The organism is Hydrogenophaga sp. (genome assembly GCF_019264445.1).
Classification (GTDB): Bacteria; Pseudomonadota; Gammaproteobacteria; order Burkholderiales; family Burkholderiaceae_C; genus Hydrogenophaga.
Genome location: NZ_JAHVAB010000063.1, coordinates 34,983 through 50,595, shown reverse-complemented (window position 1 = coordinate 50,595; position 15,613 = coordinate 34,983). Strand labels below are relative to the sequence as shown.

General features: G+C 67.4%; 17 protein-coding genes. 8 read left to right on the top strand and 9 right to left on the bottom strand.

Features of this window, described 5'->3' with window-relative positions; genetic code table 11:
• The 3 genes from KXJ60_RS13350 to KXJ60_RS13340 all read left to right on the top strand — a co-directional run.
• A partial coding sequence (locus KXJ60_RS13350; RefSeq protein WP_291128342.1) for a DHHA1 domain-containing protein occupies window positions 1-443 on the top strand: 443 nt, incomplete at its 5' end.
• Window positions 440-985 carry a TlpA disulfide reductase family protein gene (locus KXJ60_RS13345; protein ID WP_291128339.1) on the top strand — a complete coding sequence of 182 codons (546 nt, stop codon included), beginning with the start codon at window positions 440-442 and terminating at the stop codon, window positions 983-985. The genes KXJ60_RS13350 and KXJ60_RS13345, both read left to right, overlap by 4 nt.
• A gap of 142 nt (window positions 986-1,127) precedes the next feature.
• Window positions 1,128-2,249, top strand: coding sequence for a transglutaminase domain-containing protein (locus tag KXJ60_RS13340; protein ID WP_291128336.1), 1,122 nt, complete (start codon window positions 1,128-1,130; stop codon window positions 2,247-2,249).
• A 4-nt stretch (window positions 2,250-2,253) separates the two neighbouring features.
• Here KXJ60_RS13340 and KXJ60_RS13335 read toward each other — a convergent pair whose 3' ends face one another.
• From KXJ60_RS13335 to KXJ60_RS13310, 6 genes are all read right to left on the bottom strand, one after another.
• On the bottom strand, window positions 2,254-3,183 hold the full coding sequence (locus KXJ60_RS13335) for a pseudouridine synthase (RefSeq protein ID WP_291128333.1): 930 nt from the start codon (window positions 3,181-3,183) through the stop codon (window positions 2,254-2,256).
• A gap of 21 nt (window positions 3,184-3,204) precedes the next feature.
• A complete protein-coding gene (gene trmB / locus KXJ60_RS13330) occupies window positions 3,205-3,933 on the bottom strand; it encodes a tRNA (guanosine(46)-N7)-methyltransferase TrmB (RefSeq protein ID WP_291128330.1) in 729 nt (242 codons plus the stop codon).
• A gap of 51 nt (window positions 3,934-3,984) precedes the next feature.
• Window positions 3,985-4,863: a tRNA glutamyl-Q(34) synthetase GluQRS gene (gene gluQRS, locus KXJ60_RS13325; protein WP_291128327.1), complete on the bottom strand. Its 879-nt coding sequence runs from the start codon at window positions 4,861-4,863 to the stop codon at window positions 3,985-3,987.
• Between the two features lie 59 nt (window positions 4,864-4,922).
• Window positions 4,923-6,056, bottom strand: coding sequence for an FAD-dependent oxidoreductase (locus KXJ60_RS13320; RefSeq protein WP_291128325.1), 1,134 nt, complete (start codon window positions 6,054-6,056; stop codon window positions 4,923-4,925).
• Between the two features lie 71 nt (window positions 6,057-6,127).
• Window positions 6,128-7,075, bottom strand: a complete 948-nt coding sequence (locus tag KXJ60_RS13315; protein ID WP_291128321.1) for a LysR family transcriptional regulator — start codon at window positions 7,073-7,075, stop codon at window positions 6,128-6,130.
• 21 nt (window positions 7,076-7,096) lie between these two features.
• Window positions 7,097-7,231, bottom strand: coding sequence for a hypothetical protein (locus KXJ60_RS13310; protein ID WP_291128318.1), 135 nt, complete (start codon window positions 7,229-7,231; stop codon window positions 7,097-7,099).
• Between KXJ60_RS13310 and KXJ60_RS13305 the strand changes: the two genes are divergently transcribed.
• From KXJ60_RS13305 to dnaE, 5 genes are all read left to right on the top strand, one after another.
• A complete protein-coding gene (locus KXJ60_RS13305) occupies window positions 7,230-7,931 on the top strand; it encodes a pirin family protein (RefSeq protein WP_291128315.1) in 702 nt (233 codons plus the stop codon). The two genes, KXJ60_RS13310 and KXJ60_RS13305, sit on opposite strands and share 2 nt — an antisense overlap.
• Window positions 7,932-7,972: 41 nt before the next feature.
• Complete coding sequence (locus tag KXJ60_RS13300) at window positions 7,973-8,383, top strand: DoxX family protein (RefSeq protein ID WP_291128313.1); 411 nt, start codon at window positions 7,973-7,975, stop codon at window positions 8,381-8,383.
• Window positions 8,384-8,455: 72 nt separating this feature from the next.
• Window positions 8,456-9,010 (top strand): flavodoxin family protein, encoded by a 555-nt coding sequence (locus KXJ60_RS13295; RefSeq protein ID WP_291128311.1) that lies wholly within the window; start codon window positions 8,456-8,458, stop codon window positions 9,008-9,010.
• Between the two features lie 64 nt (window positions 9,011-9,074).
• The gene (locus KXJ60_RS13290; RefSeq protein ID WP_291128309.1) at window positions 9,075-9,788 is read left to right on the top strand and encodes a DUF599 domain-containing protein; all 714 of its coding nucleotides are present in this window, start codon (window positions 9,075-9,077) and stop codon (window positions 9,786-9,788) included.
• Between the two features lie 36 nt (window positions 9,789-9,824).
• On the top strand, window positions 9,825-13,394 hold the full coding sequence (gene dnaE / locus KXJ60_RS13285) for a DNA polymerase III subunit alpha (RefSeq protein ID WP_291128307.1): 3,570 nt from the start codon (window positions 9,825-9,827) through the stop codon (window positions 13,392-13,394).
• A 120-nt stretch (window positions 13,395-13,514) separates the two neighbouring features.
• Here the strand turns inward: dnaE and tolA are convergent, their stop codons facing one another.
• Genes tolA through tolQ form a run of 3 tightly spaced genes read right to left on the bottom strand, consistent with a single transcriptional unit; the run spans window position 13,515 to window position 15,603 of the window.
• Entirely contained in the window at window positions 13,515-14,444 is a 930-nt protein-coding gene (gene tolA / locus KXJ60_RS13280; RefSeq protein WP_291128304.1) for a cell envelope integrity protein TolA, read from the bottom strand.
• Window positions 14,445-14,457: 13 nt separating this feature from the next.
• A complete protein-coding gene (locus KXJ60_RS13275) occupies window positions 14,458-14,901 on the bottom strand; it encodes a biopolymer transporter ExbD (protein WP_291128302.1) in 444 nt (147 codons plus the stop codon).
• A gap of 3 nt (window positions 14,902-14,904) precedes the next feature.
• On the bottom strand, window positions 14,905-15,603 hold the full coding sequence (gene tolQ / locus KXJ60_RS13270) for a protein TolQ (protein WP_291128300.1): 699 nt from the start codon (window positions 15,601-15,603) through the stop codon (window positions 14,905-14,907).
• Window positions 15,604-15,613: the final 10 nt, after the last annotated feature.

Below are 15,613 nucleotides of genomic sequence, written 5' to 3'. Positions count from 1 at the left end.
ACACCCGCATCGGCCAGACGCTGGAACAGGTGAAGGCGCTGGAAAAGGAAGTGGCCGCGCTCAAGGGCAAGCTGGCTTCGAGCCAGGGCGATGAGCTCGTCGCGCAGGCGGTGGACGTCAAAGGCATCAAGGTGCTGGCGGCGGTGCTCAATGGCGCCGATGCCAAGACGCTGCGCGACACCCTCGACAAGCTCAAGGACAAGCTCAAGACGGCGGCCATCGTGCTGGCCGCGGTGGACGGCGGCAAGGTGCAGCTGGCCGCTGGCGTGACCGCCGACAGCATGGGCAAGGTCAAGGCCGGTGAGCTGGTGAACTTTGTCGCCCAGCAGGTGGGTGGCAAGGGCGGCGGCAAGCCCGACATGGCCATGGCCGGTGGCACCGATGCCAGCGGCCTGCCCAAGGCGCTGCAGTCGGTTCAGGCGTGGGTGGCCGAGCGGCTGTGAACGCCTTGAACCGCCGGCAATGGATGGGTGCCTGCATCGGCGGTCTCGCCGCTGCCGGCCTGCCGGCGGTGGCGGGGGCAACCGGTGCAGCCCCTGCGTTTGAACGCAGCGCGTGGCCTCGCGGCACCCCCACGCCGGCGCTGGCGACGCTGGACCTGCAGGGGCAGGCCGTGCGTCTCGTCGATCTCAAGGGCCGGGCGGTGCTGCTCAACTTCTGGGCCAGCTGGTGCGAGCCGTGCCGCGCAGAGATGCCGCTGCTGCAGGACTTGCCCGCGTTGCTCGGCGAGGACAGGCTGGCGGTCATCGCGCTCAACTTCAAGGAGCCACCGCAGCGTGCCTTGCGTTTCGTCGCACAGACCAGCCTGAGCCTGCCCGTGTGGCTGGACCCGCTGGGCGAACACGCGCGCAACTGGGGCGTACGCGTGTTCCCCACCACGGTGCTGATCGACCGCCGGGGCAACGCACGGGAGCGCGTGCGCGGCGAGGTGGACTGGAGCAGCCGCGAAGCGCTGGGCTGGGTCGAACGGGTGATGGCGGCCTGACCGTGCCGCGGCGCACCCGGACCACGCGAGCGCCATAATCGGCCTCCCACGGCAAGCAGCGCTTTCCGTGACCCCTCAAGGCGATGCATCGCACCCTGTGTGTGTGGTTCCGCCGGTTTTTCCACATTCCGGAGCTCTCTACATGACCCCCGATCGCCGCCTGTTCCTGCAGCGCGCCGCCACGACCGTGGCCGCCGCTTCCCCCATGTTCCACGCCGCTGGAGCGTTCGCCCAGGCCGGTGCCGCCCAGCGCGAGTTCAATCCCCAGCCGGGCGCGTGGCGCACGTTTGACGTCACCACGCGTGTCGACATCGACGTGCCCCGTGGGGCCTCACAGGTCTGGCTGCCACTGCCTTCCGTCGAGAGCGACTGGCAGACCTCGCTGACCAACGAATTCCGCACCAACGGCACCGCGCGCCTGACCGAAGACCGCCACTACGGCGCGCGCATGTTGCACGTGCAGTTCCCGGCCAGCGGTCCTGCGCCGTTTGTCGAGCTCACCAGCCGTGTGCAGACGCGCAACCGCGCAGCCGATTTCGCGCAGACATCGGCGGCCACCGAAGATGCGACCAGCCTGCGTTTCTGGACGCAGCCCACCGCCTTGCTGCCCACCGACGGTATCGTGCGCGAGACCGCGCTCAAGGCCACGCGGGGCGCGCGCACGGATGAGCAGAAGGCCCGCCAGATTTACGACTGGGTGGTGGCCAACACCTACCGCGAGCCCAAGGTGCGCGGCTGCGGTGAGGGCGACATCAAGACCATGCTGGAGACCGGCAACCTGGGTGGCAAATGCGCAGACCTGAATGCCATCTTTGTCGGCCTGTGCCGTGCGGCAGGGCTGCCTGCCCGGGACGTCTACGGCATCCGCCTCGCCCCGTCGGCCTTTGGCTACAAGGAGCTCAGCGGCAACTCCGCCAGCCTCAAGGGGGCGCAGCATTGCCGGGCCGAGGTGCACCTGAGTGGACGGGGATGGGTGGCCATGGACCCCGCCGATGTGGCCAAGGTCATGCGTCTGGAAACGCCGGAGTGGATCAAGACGACGCAGCACCCGGTGGTGACCCCTGTGAACCGCGCGCTGTTTGGCGGCTGGGAAGGCAACTGGATGGCCTGGAACATGGCGCACGACGTGAAGCTGCCGCAGGCGCAAGGCCCTGAGCTGGGCTTCTTCATGTACCCCGTGGGCGAGACGGGCGGCCAGCGGCTGGACTCTTACGCGCCCGACGATTTCAAGTACCAGATCACGGCGCGCGAGCTCAAGGTCTGAGGTTTCAGGCCGGCCAGTCGAGCCTCCACCGGCTGTCAAACTCGCGGGCCTCGCCCGTGACGGGGTCGGTGAAGGCGATGCGCCGGGCCAGCAGGCGCAGCGGATCGGAGAAATCCTCGGGCTCGTCCGGCCCGCGCAGCACGCGCGGGTAGAACTGGTCGCCGGCGATGGGCAGGCCCAGTGCGTTCATGTGCACGCGCAGCTGGTGGCGCTTGCCCGTCACGGGCTCAAGCCGGTAGCGGGCCCAAGTACCGCGCGTGTCCAGGCGGTCCACGTGTGTTTCGCTGTTGGGCTCACCCGCGGCCTCGACCATGCGGAAGAAGGCCTGGTCTTCCTCCACGATGCGGCTGTGCCTCACCACAGGCCAGCGGTGGGCGGTGCTGTCAGGCGCGATGGCCTCGTACACCTTGTGCACGCTGCGCTCGCGAAACAGCGCCTGGTAAGCCGCACGGTCCTGCGGGCGCAGGCTGAAGAGCACCAAGCCCGCGGTTTCGCGGTCGATGCGGTGAATGGGACTCAAGCTGTCGATGCCCAGCCGGTTCTTCAGGCGCACCAGCAGGCTCTGCTGCACGTAGCGCCCGCCGGGCGTCACCGGCAGGAAGTGCGGCTTGTCGGCCACCAGCAGGTGGTCGTCCTGGTAGATCACCGCTTCTTCGAACGGCACCTCGGTTTCGTCGTCGAGCTCGCGGTAGTAGTAGACCCGGGTGCCAGGGCGAAAGGGCGCATCGGGAGGCAGCGGCTGCCCCGCCTCGTCCAGCACTTCCCCACGCGCCATGCGCTGGGACCAGGCCATGTGCGACACCGCGCTCAGGCGCTCGGCGAGGAATTCAATGAGATCCCCCCAACGCGCGGGCTTGTCGCTGGGCAGCGCCACGCAGCTGGCCGACACGCCACGGCGTGAGGGAATGGCAGCGTTTTTGGGTGGGCGCCCCATGGCGGCCAGCAGGTGTGCGCGTCAGACCCGGCGGAACACGAGGTCCCACACGCCGTGGCCGAGCTTGAGGCCACGGTTTTCGAATTTGGTGAGCGGGCGGTAGTCGGGCTTGGGCACGAAGCCTTCGCTGCCGGCGGCGGCCGTGTTGGCGAGCAGCGGTTCTGCGCTCAGCACCTCGAGCATCTGCTGCGCATAGGGCTCCCAGTCGGTGGCCAGGTGCAGGTAGCCGCCGGGCTTCAGGTGGTGCGCCAGCCGGTTCACGAACGGCCCCTGGATCAGGCGGCGCTTGTGGTGACGGCTCTTGTGCCAAGGGTCGGGGAAGAAGATGTGAACGCCATCCAGACTGGCTTCGCCCAGCATGTGGTCGAGCACTTCGACGGCGTCGTGCCGCAAGATCCGGATGTTTTCCAGCTGCTGTTCGCCGACCAGCTTGAGCAGGGCGCCCACACCGGGCTCATGCACTTCGCAGCACAGAAAGTTGTCTTGCGGCCGCACCGATGCGATGTGCGCGGTGGCGCCGCCCATGCCAAAGCCGATCTCCATGATCAAGGGCGCCTGCCTTCCAAACGCGGCAGCGGCGTCGAATGGCCCGGGTGCGTAGCCCAGCAGAAAGCGCGGGCCGTGTTGCTCGAAGGCGCGGGCCTGTCCCGGGCCCATGCGGCCGGCGCGCAGCACGTAGCTCTTGACCTCGCGCATGAAGGTCGTGTCGGCGGGTGCGGGGCGGGGCTGGGCGTGGCGGGGATCGGTCATGGAGGGCCTGAAACGAGCGGGGGAGCGCTGGATTTTAGGCGGCGCGCTGCATCAGGCCGACCAGGCACTCACCCAGTGCCGCAGCGCTTCGCTCACGCCCGAGCCCGGTGCCGGGGGCAAGCCCAGCGCCTGCGCTGCCTGCTGCAGCGCGGCCAGCGGGTGGTCCGCATCAAAAGGCTGCGCGCCGTTCTGCTTGCTCAGCTTCTCGCCGTTGTCACCGAGCACCAGCGGCGTGTGCCGGTAATACGGCTCGGGCTGGCCCAGCGCGCGCTGCAGCAGGAGCTGGCGCGGGGTGTTGTCGGCGAGGTCCTCGCCACGGACGATGTGCGTGATGCCCTGATCCGCATCGTCGACCACCACCGCGAGCTGGTAGGCCCACAGACCGTCCGCGCGTCTGAGGATGAAGTCGCCCACTTCGGTGGCCACGTTCTGCGTTTGGGGCCCCAGGCGAGTGTCGGACCAGTGCACAAGCGCGCGATGCGGCTCGATGGCGAAGCGCCACGCCCTGGGAGGCTTGCCTTGCAGGCCTCCCCGCTCGGGCCGGCAGGTGCCGGGGTAGACCGCGGCGTGGTGCCGTTCGCGCGTGACGCCGGCGGCCTGCAGCGCGGCTTCGATGTCCCTGCGGGAGCAGCCGCAGGGGTAGGCGTTGCCTTGTGCGATCAGCTGGTCCAGCGAAGCCTGGTAGAGCGCTCCCCGCGACGATTGCTGCACAACCGGCTCGTCACTCACGAGCCCGCAGGCCGCCAGCTGCCAGAGGATGTGTGCGCCCATGCCCGGCACGCAACGCGGCGTGTCCACGTCCTCCATGCGCACCAGCCAGATGCCGCCATGGGCACGCGCGTCGAGCCAGCTGGCGAGCGCCGCCACCAGCGAGCCAGCATGCAGGGGACCTGTGGGAGAGGGGGCAAAGCGGCCCCGGTAGGTGGCCATCCAGGGGGGCGGGTGGGGCTATCGCCGGGCGCGGCCCAACGCAATGGGAACGCGCCGCCTCACGCGACCGTGAGCGCCATTTCCAGACCGGACACAAATGCGTCTTCCACCCGGTGACCCAGGCACCAGTCGCCACACACGCCGATGCCCAGCGCCTTGTCGTACAGGTGGCTTTTGCCCAGCGGGGTCTGCGTCTGCGCAAAGCGCCAGCGGTGCGCCACCGCGTGGGTGGGCGTGGCACGGATGCCGGTGATTTCGGCAAAGCCCTTGAGCAGTTTGGCCTTGACGCGTTCGGCGTCGTCTTCCAGGTGCTTGGTCGACCAAGCCGGGCTGGCCTGCACCGTCCAGCGTTCGATCGGGTCGCGCCCGGGCTTGCTGGATTCGCGCGCCAGCCAGCTGATGCGGTGGTGCGTGCTGCGCGCGGCATTCCACTGCGGGCCCAGGTGGGGCAGGCCCGGCTGCATGGCTTGCGGGTAGGCCACCATCAGCGTCCAGCAGGGCGCCACGTGCACGGCAGTGAGGGCTTGGCGCAGCTCGGGCGCCAGACCGGAAGCGAGCAGCAGGTCATGGATCTGCGGGTGCGGCATGGCGAGCACCACGCGGTCGAAACCACCCAGCACCTGCTGGCCGCCCTGGGTGTCTTCCGAGCGCAATTGCCATTGCTCCGGGTGCAGCGCATCGCGCTCCACGCGGGTGACGCGCGTGTCCAGCAGCGTGCGCGCGAGCAGGTTGCCGTGCATGGCGGGTTGGGCCAGCGGCTGCGCCCACAGGTTGACCAGCGCGCTCATGCCGGGCGAGGCCACAAAGTGGGGTTCGGTGGGCGGTGGCGCGCTGGCCAGCACGCGGCCGAGTTCGTCGAGCACGCGCACGGTGCTGGCGCTCCAGGGTCGCACCACGGCGGTGGCGTTGCTGCGCAGTGCCGTCTCAAAGCGCGCATCGCGCACGGTGAAGTACTGCGCGCCGTGGTCGAAGCCACCAAATTCGGTGCGGCGTGTGGCCATGCGCCCGCCAAAGCCCCGGCTCTTCTCGAACAGCGTCACGCGGTGGCCCGCCTGCACCAGCGTGCGCGCGCACACCACCCCCGCCATGCCACCGCCGACCACCGCCACATGCAGCGGAGTGGCAACAGCCTTGCCGGCTCGGGATCGGGGGGAGGGCGCTGCGATTGCGCGAGGGTTTTTGGTGTTCTTCATGTCTCTGTGCGCGTTGGTGGGGAAGGTGTGACCGACTGTAGCAGCGGTGCGCGGGCTGCGCGGCGGGATTGTCAAATCTGGTGGTGGTTATTGAGCAGCGCGCTGCGCGTGGTGGGGTGCTGCAGGCGGTCCAGCCACCAGCGCAACGCTCGGCCGGTGTCGGCGGCGCCGCTCGACTGGCGCCAGGCGTACGAGACGCGCAGGCTGCGGTTGGGGCGCTGCACGGTTTTCACCACCAGCCGCCCGGCGTTGATGAAGGGCTGCGCCAGCGACAGGGGCAAAAAACCGCCGCCCAGCCCTCGCAGTTGCGCTTCGAGCTTGTGCTGCATGGTGGGCACCGTGAGCACGTCCTGCCCCGGCAGCAGGTTGTGGGTGACGCCGCGCCCGCGCTGGGTGCTGTCGGCCACCGCCACGGCGCGGTGCTCGCGCAGCTCTTCGTCGCCCAGGCTGTGCGTGGCGGCGGCCAGCGCGTGGTGCGGGGCCACGGCGTAGACGAACGACAGCGTGCCCATGGGCGCCGACTGGAATTCGGAGAGCGCCAGCTCGCTGGGCACGCCCAGCGCAATGTCGGCCTGGCCGCTCTGCAGCGCCTCGATCGTGCCCGACAGCGTTTCAGCGCGCAGCTTCAGCCGCGTGGGAGCGCCTTCGGCATAAAACGCCTCGCACAGTTCGAACAGCGTGGCGCGCGCCACGATCGCGTCGGCGGCGATGGTGATCTGGGGCTCCCAGCCGGTGGCCACGCGCTTGACCCGCTGCGCCACGGCATCCAGCTCGTTCAAGAGGTATTGGCCCGAGCGCAGCAGCTCGGCGCCTGCCGGTGTGAGCGCCGCGCGGCGCGCGCTGCGGTCAAACAGCAGCACGTCGAGCGCGTCTTCGATCTGCCGGATGCGGTAGGTGAGGGCGCTGGGAACCATGCCCAGCTCTCGGGCGGCTGCGGCCATGCTGCCCAGTCGGGCCACGGCGTCGAGCAAGCCGAGGTTTTCCGGGGACAGGGCGGCGCGGGGGGATGAGTTGGCCATGGTGTCGGGCGTTCCTGTCATTCAAATAATTTGAATGATGCCATCAAATCCGTGCAGCCACAGAGGCGTGTCACCGGCCCAGAATTCACCCCATGCCAGCCGCCACCGACCCGGTGAACCGGCCAGCCCCACCGACGACGGAAAGGAATCCACCATGCTCCAGATTCGACGCTCCGATGCCCGCGGCTACGCCGACCACGGCTGGCTCAAGAGCCACCACTCGTTCTCGTTTGCCGACTACTTCGACCCCGCCTGGATGGGCTGGGGCAACCTGCGCGTGATCAACGAAGACCGCATCGCCCCGGGCACCGGCTTCGGCACGCACGGCCACCGCGACATGGAAATCATCAGCTACGTGCTGCAGGGCAACCTGGCGCACAAGGACAGCATGGGCAACGTCAAGGGCATTCCCCCGGGGGACGTCCAGCGCATGAGCGCGGGCAGTGGCGTGCGCCACAGCGAGTTCAACCACGCGCCCAACAGCACCACGCATTTCCTGCAGATCTGGATCGAGCCCAACGTGCGCGGCATCGAGCCGGGCTACGAGCAGAAGAGCTTTTCCGACGACCAGAAGCGCGGCCAGCTGCGCTTGGTGGCCTCCAACGAGGGCAAGGACGGCTCGGTCACCATTCACGCCGATGCGTCCATGTATGCCGGCTTGCTCGACGGCCAGGAGACGGCCGAGCTGACGCTGAACCCGGCACGCAAGGCCTATGTGCACCTGGTGCGCGGCGAGCTGGACGTGAATGGCCAGCGCCTCAAGGGCGGTGACGCCGCCGTGCTCGCTGGCGAAAGCCAGCTTCAACTCGCCAATGGCCAGGACGCCGAAGTGCTCGTCTTCGACCTGGCCGCCTGATTTCCCTTTCCTTCCACCTTTCTTTTTTCCAAGGACTCACCATGAACGCTCTGCAAAACCCCCTGGCCCTGATCGGCCGCATCCTGCTGGCCATCGTTTTCATCCCGGCCGGCTTCGGCAAGATTGCCGGCTTTGCCGGCACCGTGGGCTACGCCACCGCCATGGGGTTGCCGCTGCCGCAGGTGGGCGTGGCCATTGCGCTGGTGATCGAGTTGTTTGGCGGTCTGGCGCTGCTGATCGGCTTTCGCACCCGCTACGCCGCGCTGGCCCTGGCCGTGTTCACGCTGGTGGCCAGCTACTTCTTCCACGCTTTCTGGGCCGTGCCGGCCGAGCAGCAGATGGTCCAGCAGCTGATGTTCTTCAAGAACATTGCCATCACCGGTGGTCTGCTCGCCTTTGCCGCGTTCGGTCCGGGGGCATTCAGCATTGACGGCCGCCGCACGGCTGCCTGAGCCGTAGATTCCAGTTTCTCCGCACGCGGCGCCGCGGCGCTGCGTTTTTTTCCTTCAACAGAAAGTCCAATCATGTCCAAAGTTGTTGTGGTTTATCACTCGGGTTACGGTCATACGCAGCGCATGGCGCAGTCGGTGGCAGAGGGCGCTGGCGCCGAACTGCTCGCCATCGATGCCGATGGCAACCTGCCCGAAGGCGGCTGGGAAACGCTGGCCGCTGCCGACGCGATCATCATGGGCTCGCCCACGTACATGGGCAGCGTGAGCTGGCAGTTCAAGAAGTTCGCCGATGCCTCCAGCAAGCCCTGGTTTGGCCAGCAATGGAAAGACAAGATCTTTGCCGGCTTCACCAACAGCGCCACCATGAACGGCGACAAGCTGTCTACGCTGCACTACCTGTTCACCCTGGCCATGCAACACAGTGGCATCTGGGTCGGCACCGGCCTGATGCCCAGCAACAGCAAGGCCGCCCAGCGCAACGATGTGAACTACGTCGGCTCGTTCAGCGGCGCGATGGCGCAAAGCCCGTCGGATGCCGGTGCCAACGAAATGCTGCCGGGCGACCTCGAAACGGCCAAGCTGTTTGGCCAGCGCGTGGCCGCCACGGCCGCGAAGTTCAAGGCCTGACCTTCCCTCGTTCAAGGCCAGCCGCTGCCCGCACCGCCGCTGGGTGTGCGGGTAGCATCCGGGCATGAAGTTCCTCAGCATCATTCCCTGGGCAGACTGGCTCGCGCTGGTCTGCTTTCTGGCTTTGTGGGTCGGCTATGCGTGGTTTGCGCGCGAGTGGGGCCGACGAATGGGCTCGCTCATCCACACCACCAACCGCTACCGCGGCTACTGGATGACGCAGACCACCGCGCGCGATCCGCGCATGCTCGACGGCGTGATCACCCAGACGCTCTCCACCACGCCGGCCTTCTTCTCGTCCACGTCCATCCTCGTGATCGGCGGCTTGTTTGCCCTGCTGGGCACCACCGACAAGGCCACCGAACTCATGAGCGAGATCCCGTTTGCGCAGACCACGACCCTGATCGTTTTCGAGTTCAAGATCCTCGTGATGGTCGCGATCTTCGTGTACGCCTTCTTCCGCTTTTCATGGTGCATGCGGCAGTACACCTTTGTGGCGCTGGTGATTGGCGCCATGCCGCCGGCCGAGGATTTTGATGCCGGCAAGCACGACCGGACTGCCTTCGCGCAGCGGGCAGCCGCCATGGTGGGTGCCGCCGCTGAAACCTTCAACGATGGCCTGCGGGCGTACTACTTTTCGTTTGCGGCGCTGGCCTGGTTCATCTCGCCGCTGGCCATGGTGATCGCCACCTTGGCGGTGGTGGCCATTCTTTATTTCCGCGAGTTTCGCTCCGAGGTGCTGGGCATTTTGAAAGACGAAATGCCACCCCCGAATTGAGCCTGGCGCCGCCGCCGCGGCTCCTAAAATGGCCCGATGTTCACCCATCTGCGCCTGCACACCGAATTCTCCGTCGTTGACGGCACCAACCGCATCGACGACGTGGTGGCCGCCGCCGCCGCCGACGCCCAGCCCGCGCTGGCCATCACCGACCTCAGCAACCTGTTTGGCGCCGTCAAGTTCTACAAGGCGGCGCGGGGCGTGGGCGTCAAGCCCATCATCGGCGCCGAGGTCATGCTGCAAGGCTTCACCGAAGAGACCCCCGGCGCCATGCCCGGCAGCCACCAGCCCGCCGCACCACGCGTGCTGCTGCTGGTGCAGGACATGCAGGGTTACCTCAACCTGAGCGAGTTGCTGGCGCGCGCCTGGACGCGCAATGCCGGCCGCGGCCAGGCACTGGTGCAGCGCGACTGGCTGCAGGAGTGCAACGCGGGGCTGATCCTGATCTCGGGTGCGCAGGCTGGCCCGGTGGGGCAGGCGCTCTTGCAGGGCGATGCCCAGCGCGCCGCAGACATTGCCCTGCAGCTCTCGACGATGTTCACGCACCGCTTCTACATCGAGCTGCAGCGCGCGGGCCGCGCAGACGACGAACGCCACGTGGCGCAGGCCGTGCAGCTCGCGGCCCGGCTCCACCTGCCGGTGGTGGCCACGCACCCGGTGCAGTTTCTCGACGCCGACGGCTACGAGGCCCATGAAGCCCGCGTGTGCATTGCCGAAGGCGAAATTCTGGGCAACAACCGCCGCGTGCGCCGCTTCACGCGCGAGCAGTACTTCAAGAGCACCGCGCAAATGCAGGCGCTGTTTGCCGACGTACCGTCCGCGCTGGCCAACTCGGTGGAGATTGCGCGGCGCTGCAACCTCACGCTCACGCTGGGCAAGCCGCAGCTGCCCAACTTCCCCACGCCCCTGATCGACGGCGTGCCCATGCCGATGTCGGACTTCTTCCGGCAGTCCTCCTTTGAAGGCCTTGAAGAGCGCCTGGCGCACCTGTTTCCCGACGTGGCCCGGCGCGACGCCGAGCGGCCGCGCTACGTGGAGCGCCTGGAGTTCGAGATCAACACCATCCTGAAGATGGGGTTCCCGGGCTACTTCCTGATCGTGGGCGACTTCATCAACTGGGCCAAGAACAACGGCTGCCCGGTGGGCCCCGGCCGGGGCTCGGGTGCAGGCTCGCTGGTGGCTTATGCGCTGAAGATCACCGACTTGGACCCACTTCAGTACAACCTGCTGTTCGAGCGGTTCTTGAATCCGGAGCGGGTGTCCATGCCCGACTTCGACATCGACTTCTGCCAGACCAACCGCGACCGCGTGATCGACTACGTCAAGGACAAGTACGGCAAGGACGCGGTCAGCCAGATCGCCACCTTCGGCACGCTGGCGGCGCGCGCGGCCATTCGCGATGTGGGTCGCGTGCTCGATTTCTCGTACGGCTTCTGCGACGGCATCTCCAAGCTGATCCCGAACAAGCCGGGCATGTCGGTCACGCTGCAGTACCCGCCCGTGCCGAAGAAAGACGGCGACAAGAACAACTACGCGATCGAGATGGAGCCGGTGCTGGCCGAGCGCATCCAGAAGGAAGACGACGTCAAGACGTTGATCGAGCTCGCCCAACAGCTCGAAGGCATGACGCGCAACATCGGCATGCACGCCGGTGGCGTGCTGATTGCACCGGGCAAGCTCACCGACTTCTGCCCGCTGTATGCGCAGCCGGGCAGCGAGTCCGCGGTGAGCCAGTACGACAAGGACGACGTGGAGGCCATTGGCCTGGTGAAGTTCGACTTTCTGGGCCTGGCCACGCTGACCATTCTGGAGATCGCGCGCGAGCTCATCATGAAGCGTCACCCGGGGCAGGAGAACTTCCGCTTCGAGGACGTGCCGCTGGATGACGCGCGGGTGTACGCACTGTTCTCGCGCGGCCAGACCGAAGCCGTGTTCCAGTTTGAAAGCCGCGGCATGCAAGGCATGCTCAAGGACGCCAAGCCCTCGCGCCTGGAAGACCTGATCGCGCTCAACGCGCTGTATCGCCCGGGCCCGATGGACCTGATCCCCAGCTTCGTGGCCCGCAAGCACGGCCGCGAAGAGGTGGAGTACCCGCACCCGGCCGTGGCCGAGATGCTGTCCGAGACCTACGGGATCATGGTCTACCAGGAGCAGGTCATGCAGACCGCGCAGATCCTGGGCGGCTACTCGCTCGGTGGCGCCGACTTGCTGCGCCGCGCGATGGGCAAGAAGAAGGCCGAGGAAATGGCCGAGCACCGCGAGAAGTTTCGTGCGGGTGCCCTGGCCACCCACGGCATCACGCAGGAGAAGGCCGACGAAGTCTTCGACTTGATGGAGAAGTTCGCCGGCTACGGCTTCAACAAGTCGCACGCCGCCGCATACTCCCTGCTCGCGTACCACACGGGCTGGCTCAAGGTGCACTACACCGCCGAGTTCTTCTGCGCCAACATGACCGTGGAAATGGACGACACCGACAAGCTCAAGGTGCTGTTCGAAGATGCGCAGAAGATGGGCATGGCGTTTGAGGCGCCCGATGTGAACCGGGGCTTCTACCGGTTTGAGCCCATCAGCAACAAGTCCATCCGCTACGGGCTCGGCGCCATCAAAGGCACCGGGCAGCAAGCGATCGAAGCCATCGTGGCGGCGCGCGAGGGTCGCGGCGAAGGCCCGCGTGGCCAGGACAGCGGGCCGTTCAAGAGCCTGTTCGACTTCTGCGTTCGCGTGGACCGCACGCGCCTGAACAAGCGCACAGTGGAAGCGCTCATCAAGGCCGGTGCTTTCGATTCCCTGCACCTCAACCGGGCCGAGATGCTGGCTTCGGTGGACCGCGCTTTCGAGTTCGCCGCGGCCAGCCTGGCCAACGCCAACCAGGGCGGCCTGTTCGACATGATGGGCGACGACGACCACGGCTCCAGCACGCAGGAGCCCGATCTGGTAGCGACCACACCCTGGGGCGTGAAAGAACGCCTCACGCTGGAGAAGACCGCCATCGGCTTCTACTTCTCGGGCCACTTGTTTGACGAAGTCGAGCGTGAAGTGCGCCGCTTTGCGCGCACGCCGCTGGGCGATGTGGTGGAGAGCCGTGATCCGGTGATCCTCGCGGGCATCGTGACCGACTTCCGCGTCATCAACGGCCAGCGCGGCAAGCTCGCGCTGTTCAAGCTGGACGACAAGACGGGCGTGTTTGAAACGAGTGCGGATGAAAACCTCATCAACGCGCACCGCAACCTGCTCAAGGACGACGAGCTCATCATCGTGCAGGCGGTGGCGCAGCCCGACCGTTTCTCAGGTGGCGTGCGGCTGAAGATCCAGCAGGTCTGGGACCTGGCTGCGGCCCGCTGCCGCTTCGGCAAGTACCTGCGCGTCGCTGTCAACGGCACCGCGCCTTCCATTGCCGAGCTGGTGCGCGAATTCCCTCCGAAGCGCGAGTTCACCGAGCAAGGTGAGCTGGTGCGCGGCCTGCCGGTGCGTCTGGCGCTGCTGCGCGAAGGCGCGCAGTGCGAACTGCAGCTGGACGACCGGGCCTTGTTCTTCCCCACCGATGCCGCGCTGGCCAGCTGGACGGCGCAAGCGCACGAACGGCGGGCCGAGATTGTGTTTGATTAGAAGGCTCCCCCCTGCGCCGCTGCGCGGCTTCCCCCCTGAGGGGGGACAGTGCCTACGGCCCGGCAAAGCCGGTTCCGTGGCACTTCTGGGTCGGGCATGTGCGCCGGAGACGTTTTTTGATCAGTCGAGCGGGCGCAGGCCGATCACGAGTGAGGAGGGCACGCGGCCGTCGGTGTCCTTGGGCAGGGTGCTGGTGCGGTCGATGGCGCGCAGCACGGCTTCGTCCCAGTCGGGGTTGCCGCTGCTCTTGACCAGGCGGCGCGAGGTGATCGTGCCATCGGGCTGGGTGCGCACCTCCACCTCGGCGCGCGGGTTGCCCGGCGCCACGTCGGTGAACACCACGTTGGGCTTGATGCGCGCGGCCACCTTCGCGCCATAGCCCGGTGTGGGGCCGCTGGACTGCTGGGCGGTGCCGGTGCTTTGCGGGCCACCGCTGGCGCCGGCCTGGCCCATCATGCGTTTGATCTGGTCGGCGCGGAGCTCGGCATTGCGCTTCTCCTCTGCGGCTTCCTTGCGCTCCTGTTCGCGCTTTTCTGCGGCGGCGAGTTTCTGCTGGCGTTCCTTCTCGGCAGCGGCTTTTTCTGCGGCCAGTTTCTTGTCGGCCGCCGCTTTCTCCGCCGCAGCCTTTTTCTCGGCCGCCGCTTTTTCGGCCGCCTTGGCCGCGGCCACTTTCCTGGCCTCTTCTTCGCGTTCCTTCTTCTCCGCCTCGGCCTTCTTCTTCGCCTGGGCGGTGGCAATCTCGGCCTGCGTCGGGCCAGGCGGTGGCGGTGCCGGGGCGGGCGCTGGTGCGGGTTTGGGTGCGGGGGCTGGAGGGGGCGCCGGTGCAGGCGGCGGGGGCGGTGGCTCGACCGCGCGAGGCGCTGCCTGCTGGGGCGTGCGCGACCACAGCTCGGCCTCCACAGACACCGGCTCCGCATCGTTCTGCCAGCTCACGCCCCAGGTGAGGGCCACGACCAGCAGGCCGTGCGCAATCAGCGCCAGACCCATGGGGCCCAGCCAGCGCCCGTTGCGCGGCGGTGCCAGGTCGAGGTGGTCGGCGGTCGATTGCATGGGTGTCAGGGCTTCAGCGCGAGGTTTGCACGGACAGGCCGACGCGCGCAATGCCCGCGCGCTGCAAGGTGTCCATCACGCGAACAACGGCTTCGTACTTCACGTTCTTGTCGGCGCTGATGACCACCGGCACGCCGCCTTCAGGTGGGGTGCCGCGCAGGGACTGCAGCTGCTGCACGCGCACCACCAGCTGGCTCAGGGCGACCGACTGAGGCTCGTCGCTCGACGAACCTTCGCGCACCTTGATCTGCTCGTCCTTGTCGATCACCACCGCCACGAAGCGGTCAGGCTGGCGCCCGGCCTGTCCCACGCTGGGCAGCGCGATCTGGCTCGGCGTGATGAGGGGCGCGGTCACCATGAAGATGATCAACAGCACCAGCATCACGTCGATGAAGGGCACCATGTTGATCTCGTTGATGGTGCGGCGGCCGCGGCCGCGTGAGGAGACGGCGGGCATGGCTCAGTGCCCCGATGCGGTCTGGGCCTGCGCGCCGAGGTTGCGCTGCAGGATGTTGGAGAACTCTTCCATGAAGGTCTCCATGGCGTTGGCCACCCGGTCGATGTCGTGCGAGAAGCGGTTGTAGAACACCACCGCCGGAATGGCGGCGAACAGGCCGATGGCCGTGGCCACCAGCGCTTCGGCAATGCCGGGCGCCACGGTGGCCAGCGTCACCTGGGCCAGCGCAGCCAGCCCGGTGAAGGCGTGCATGATGCCCCACACCGTGCCGAAGAGGCCCACATAGGGCGACACGGAACCGACCGAGCCCAGGAAAGACAGGTTGGTCTCGAGCACGTCGAATTCGCGCTGAAAACTCGCGCGCATGGCGCGGCGCGCGCCGTCCAGCAAGGCACCGTTGTCGGTGATGCGGCGCTCGCGCAGTTTCTGGTACTCGCGCATGCCGCTGGCGAAGATGCGCTCCATGGGCCCGCCGCGCCGGGCGTTCTGCGCGGCGCCGGCGTACAGGTCATTGAGGTTGGTGCCCGACCAGAACTCGCGTTCGAAGTCTTCGTTGAGGGCGCGCACGCGCTTGAGTGCGAACACCTTGCGGAAAATCGCGGCCCAGCTCATGACCGAGACCGTGAGCAGCAACACCACCACGGCCTGGACCACCCAGCTCGCGTTGAGCATCAATTGAACGATGGAGAGATCTTGGGTCATGGGTGTTCGG

Excerpts from the sequence above, each read along its gene's own strand:
- KXJ60_RS13310 (WP_291128318.1), bottom strand. The coding sequence starts at position 7,231 with ATGGTGGATTCCTTTCCGTCGTCGGTGGGGCTGGCCGGTTCACCGGGT.
- tolA (WP_291128304.1), bottom strand. The coding sequence starts at position 14,444 with ATGCAATCGACCGCCGACCACCTCGACCTGGCACCGCCGCGCAACGGG.
- KXJ60_RS13320 (WP_291128325.1), bottom strand. The coding sequence starts at position 6,056 with ATGAAGAACACCAAAAACCCTCGCGCAATCGCAGCGCCCTCCCCCCGA.
- gluQRS (WP_291128327.1), bottom strand. The coding sequence starts at position 4,863 with ATGGCCACCTACCGGGGCCGCTTTGCCCCCTCTCCCACAGGTCCCCTG.
- dnaE (WP_291128307.1), top strand. The coding sequence starts at position 9,825 with ATGTTCACCCATCTGCGCCTGCACACCGAATTCTCCGTCGTTGACGGC.
- trmB (WP_291128330.1), bottom strand. The coding sequence starts at position 3,933 with ATGACCGATCCCCGCCACGCCCAGCCCCGCCCCGCACCCGCCGACACG.
- KXJ60_RS13290 (WP_291128309.1), top strand. The coding sequence starts at position 9,075 with ATGAAGTTCCTCAGCATCATTCCCTGGGCAGACTGGCTCGCGCTGGTC.
- KXJ60_RS13340 (WP_291128336.1), top strand. The coding sequence starts at position 1,128 with ATGACCCCCGATCGCCGCCTGTTCCTGCAGCGCGCCGCCACGACCGTG.
- KXJ60_RS13335 (WP_291128333.1), bottom strand. The coding sequence starts at position 3,183 with ATGGGGCGCCCACCCAAAAACGCTGCCATTCCCTCACGCCGTGGCGTG.
- KXJ60_RS13300 (WP_291128313.1), top strand. The coding sequence starts at position 7,973 with ATGAACGCTCTGCAAAACCCCCTGGCCCTGATCGGCCGCATCCTGCTG.
- KXJ60_RS13305 (WP_291128315.1), top strand. The coding sequence starts at position 7,230 with ATGCTCCAGATTCGACGCTCCGATGCCCGCGGCTACGCCGACCACGGC.
- KXJ60_RS13275 (WP_291128302.1), bottom strand. The coding sequence starts at position 14,901 with ATGCCCGCCGTCTCCTCACGCGGCCGCGGCCGCCGCACCATCAACGAG.
- tolQ (WP_291128300.1), bottom strand. The coding sequence starts at position 15,603 with ATGACCCAAGATCTCTCCATCGTTCAATTGATGCTCAACGCGAGCTGG.
- KXJ60_RS13295 (WP_291128311.1), top strand. The coding sequence starts at position 8,456 with ATGTCCAAAGTTGTTGTGGTTTATCACTCGGGTTACGGTCATACGCAG.
- KXJ60_RS13315 (WP_291128321.1), bottom strand. The coding sequence starts at position 7,075 with ATGGCCAACTCATCCCCCCGCGCCGCCCTGTCCCCGGAAAACCTCGGC.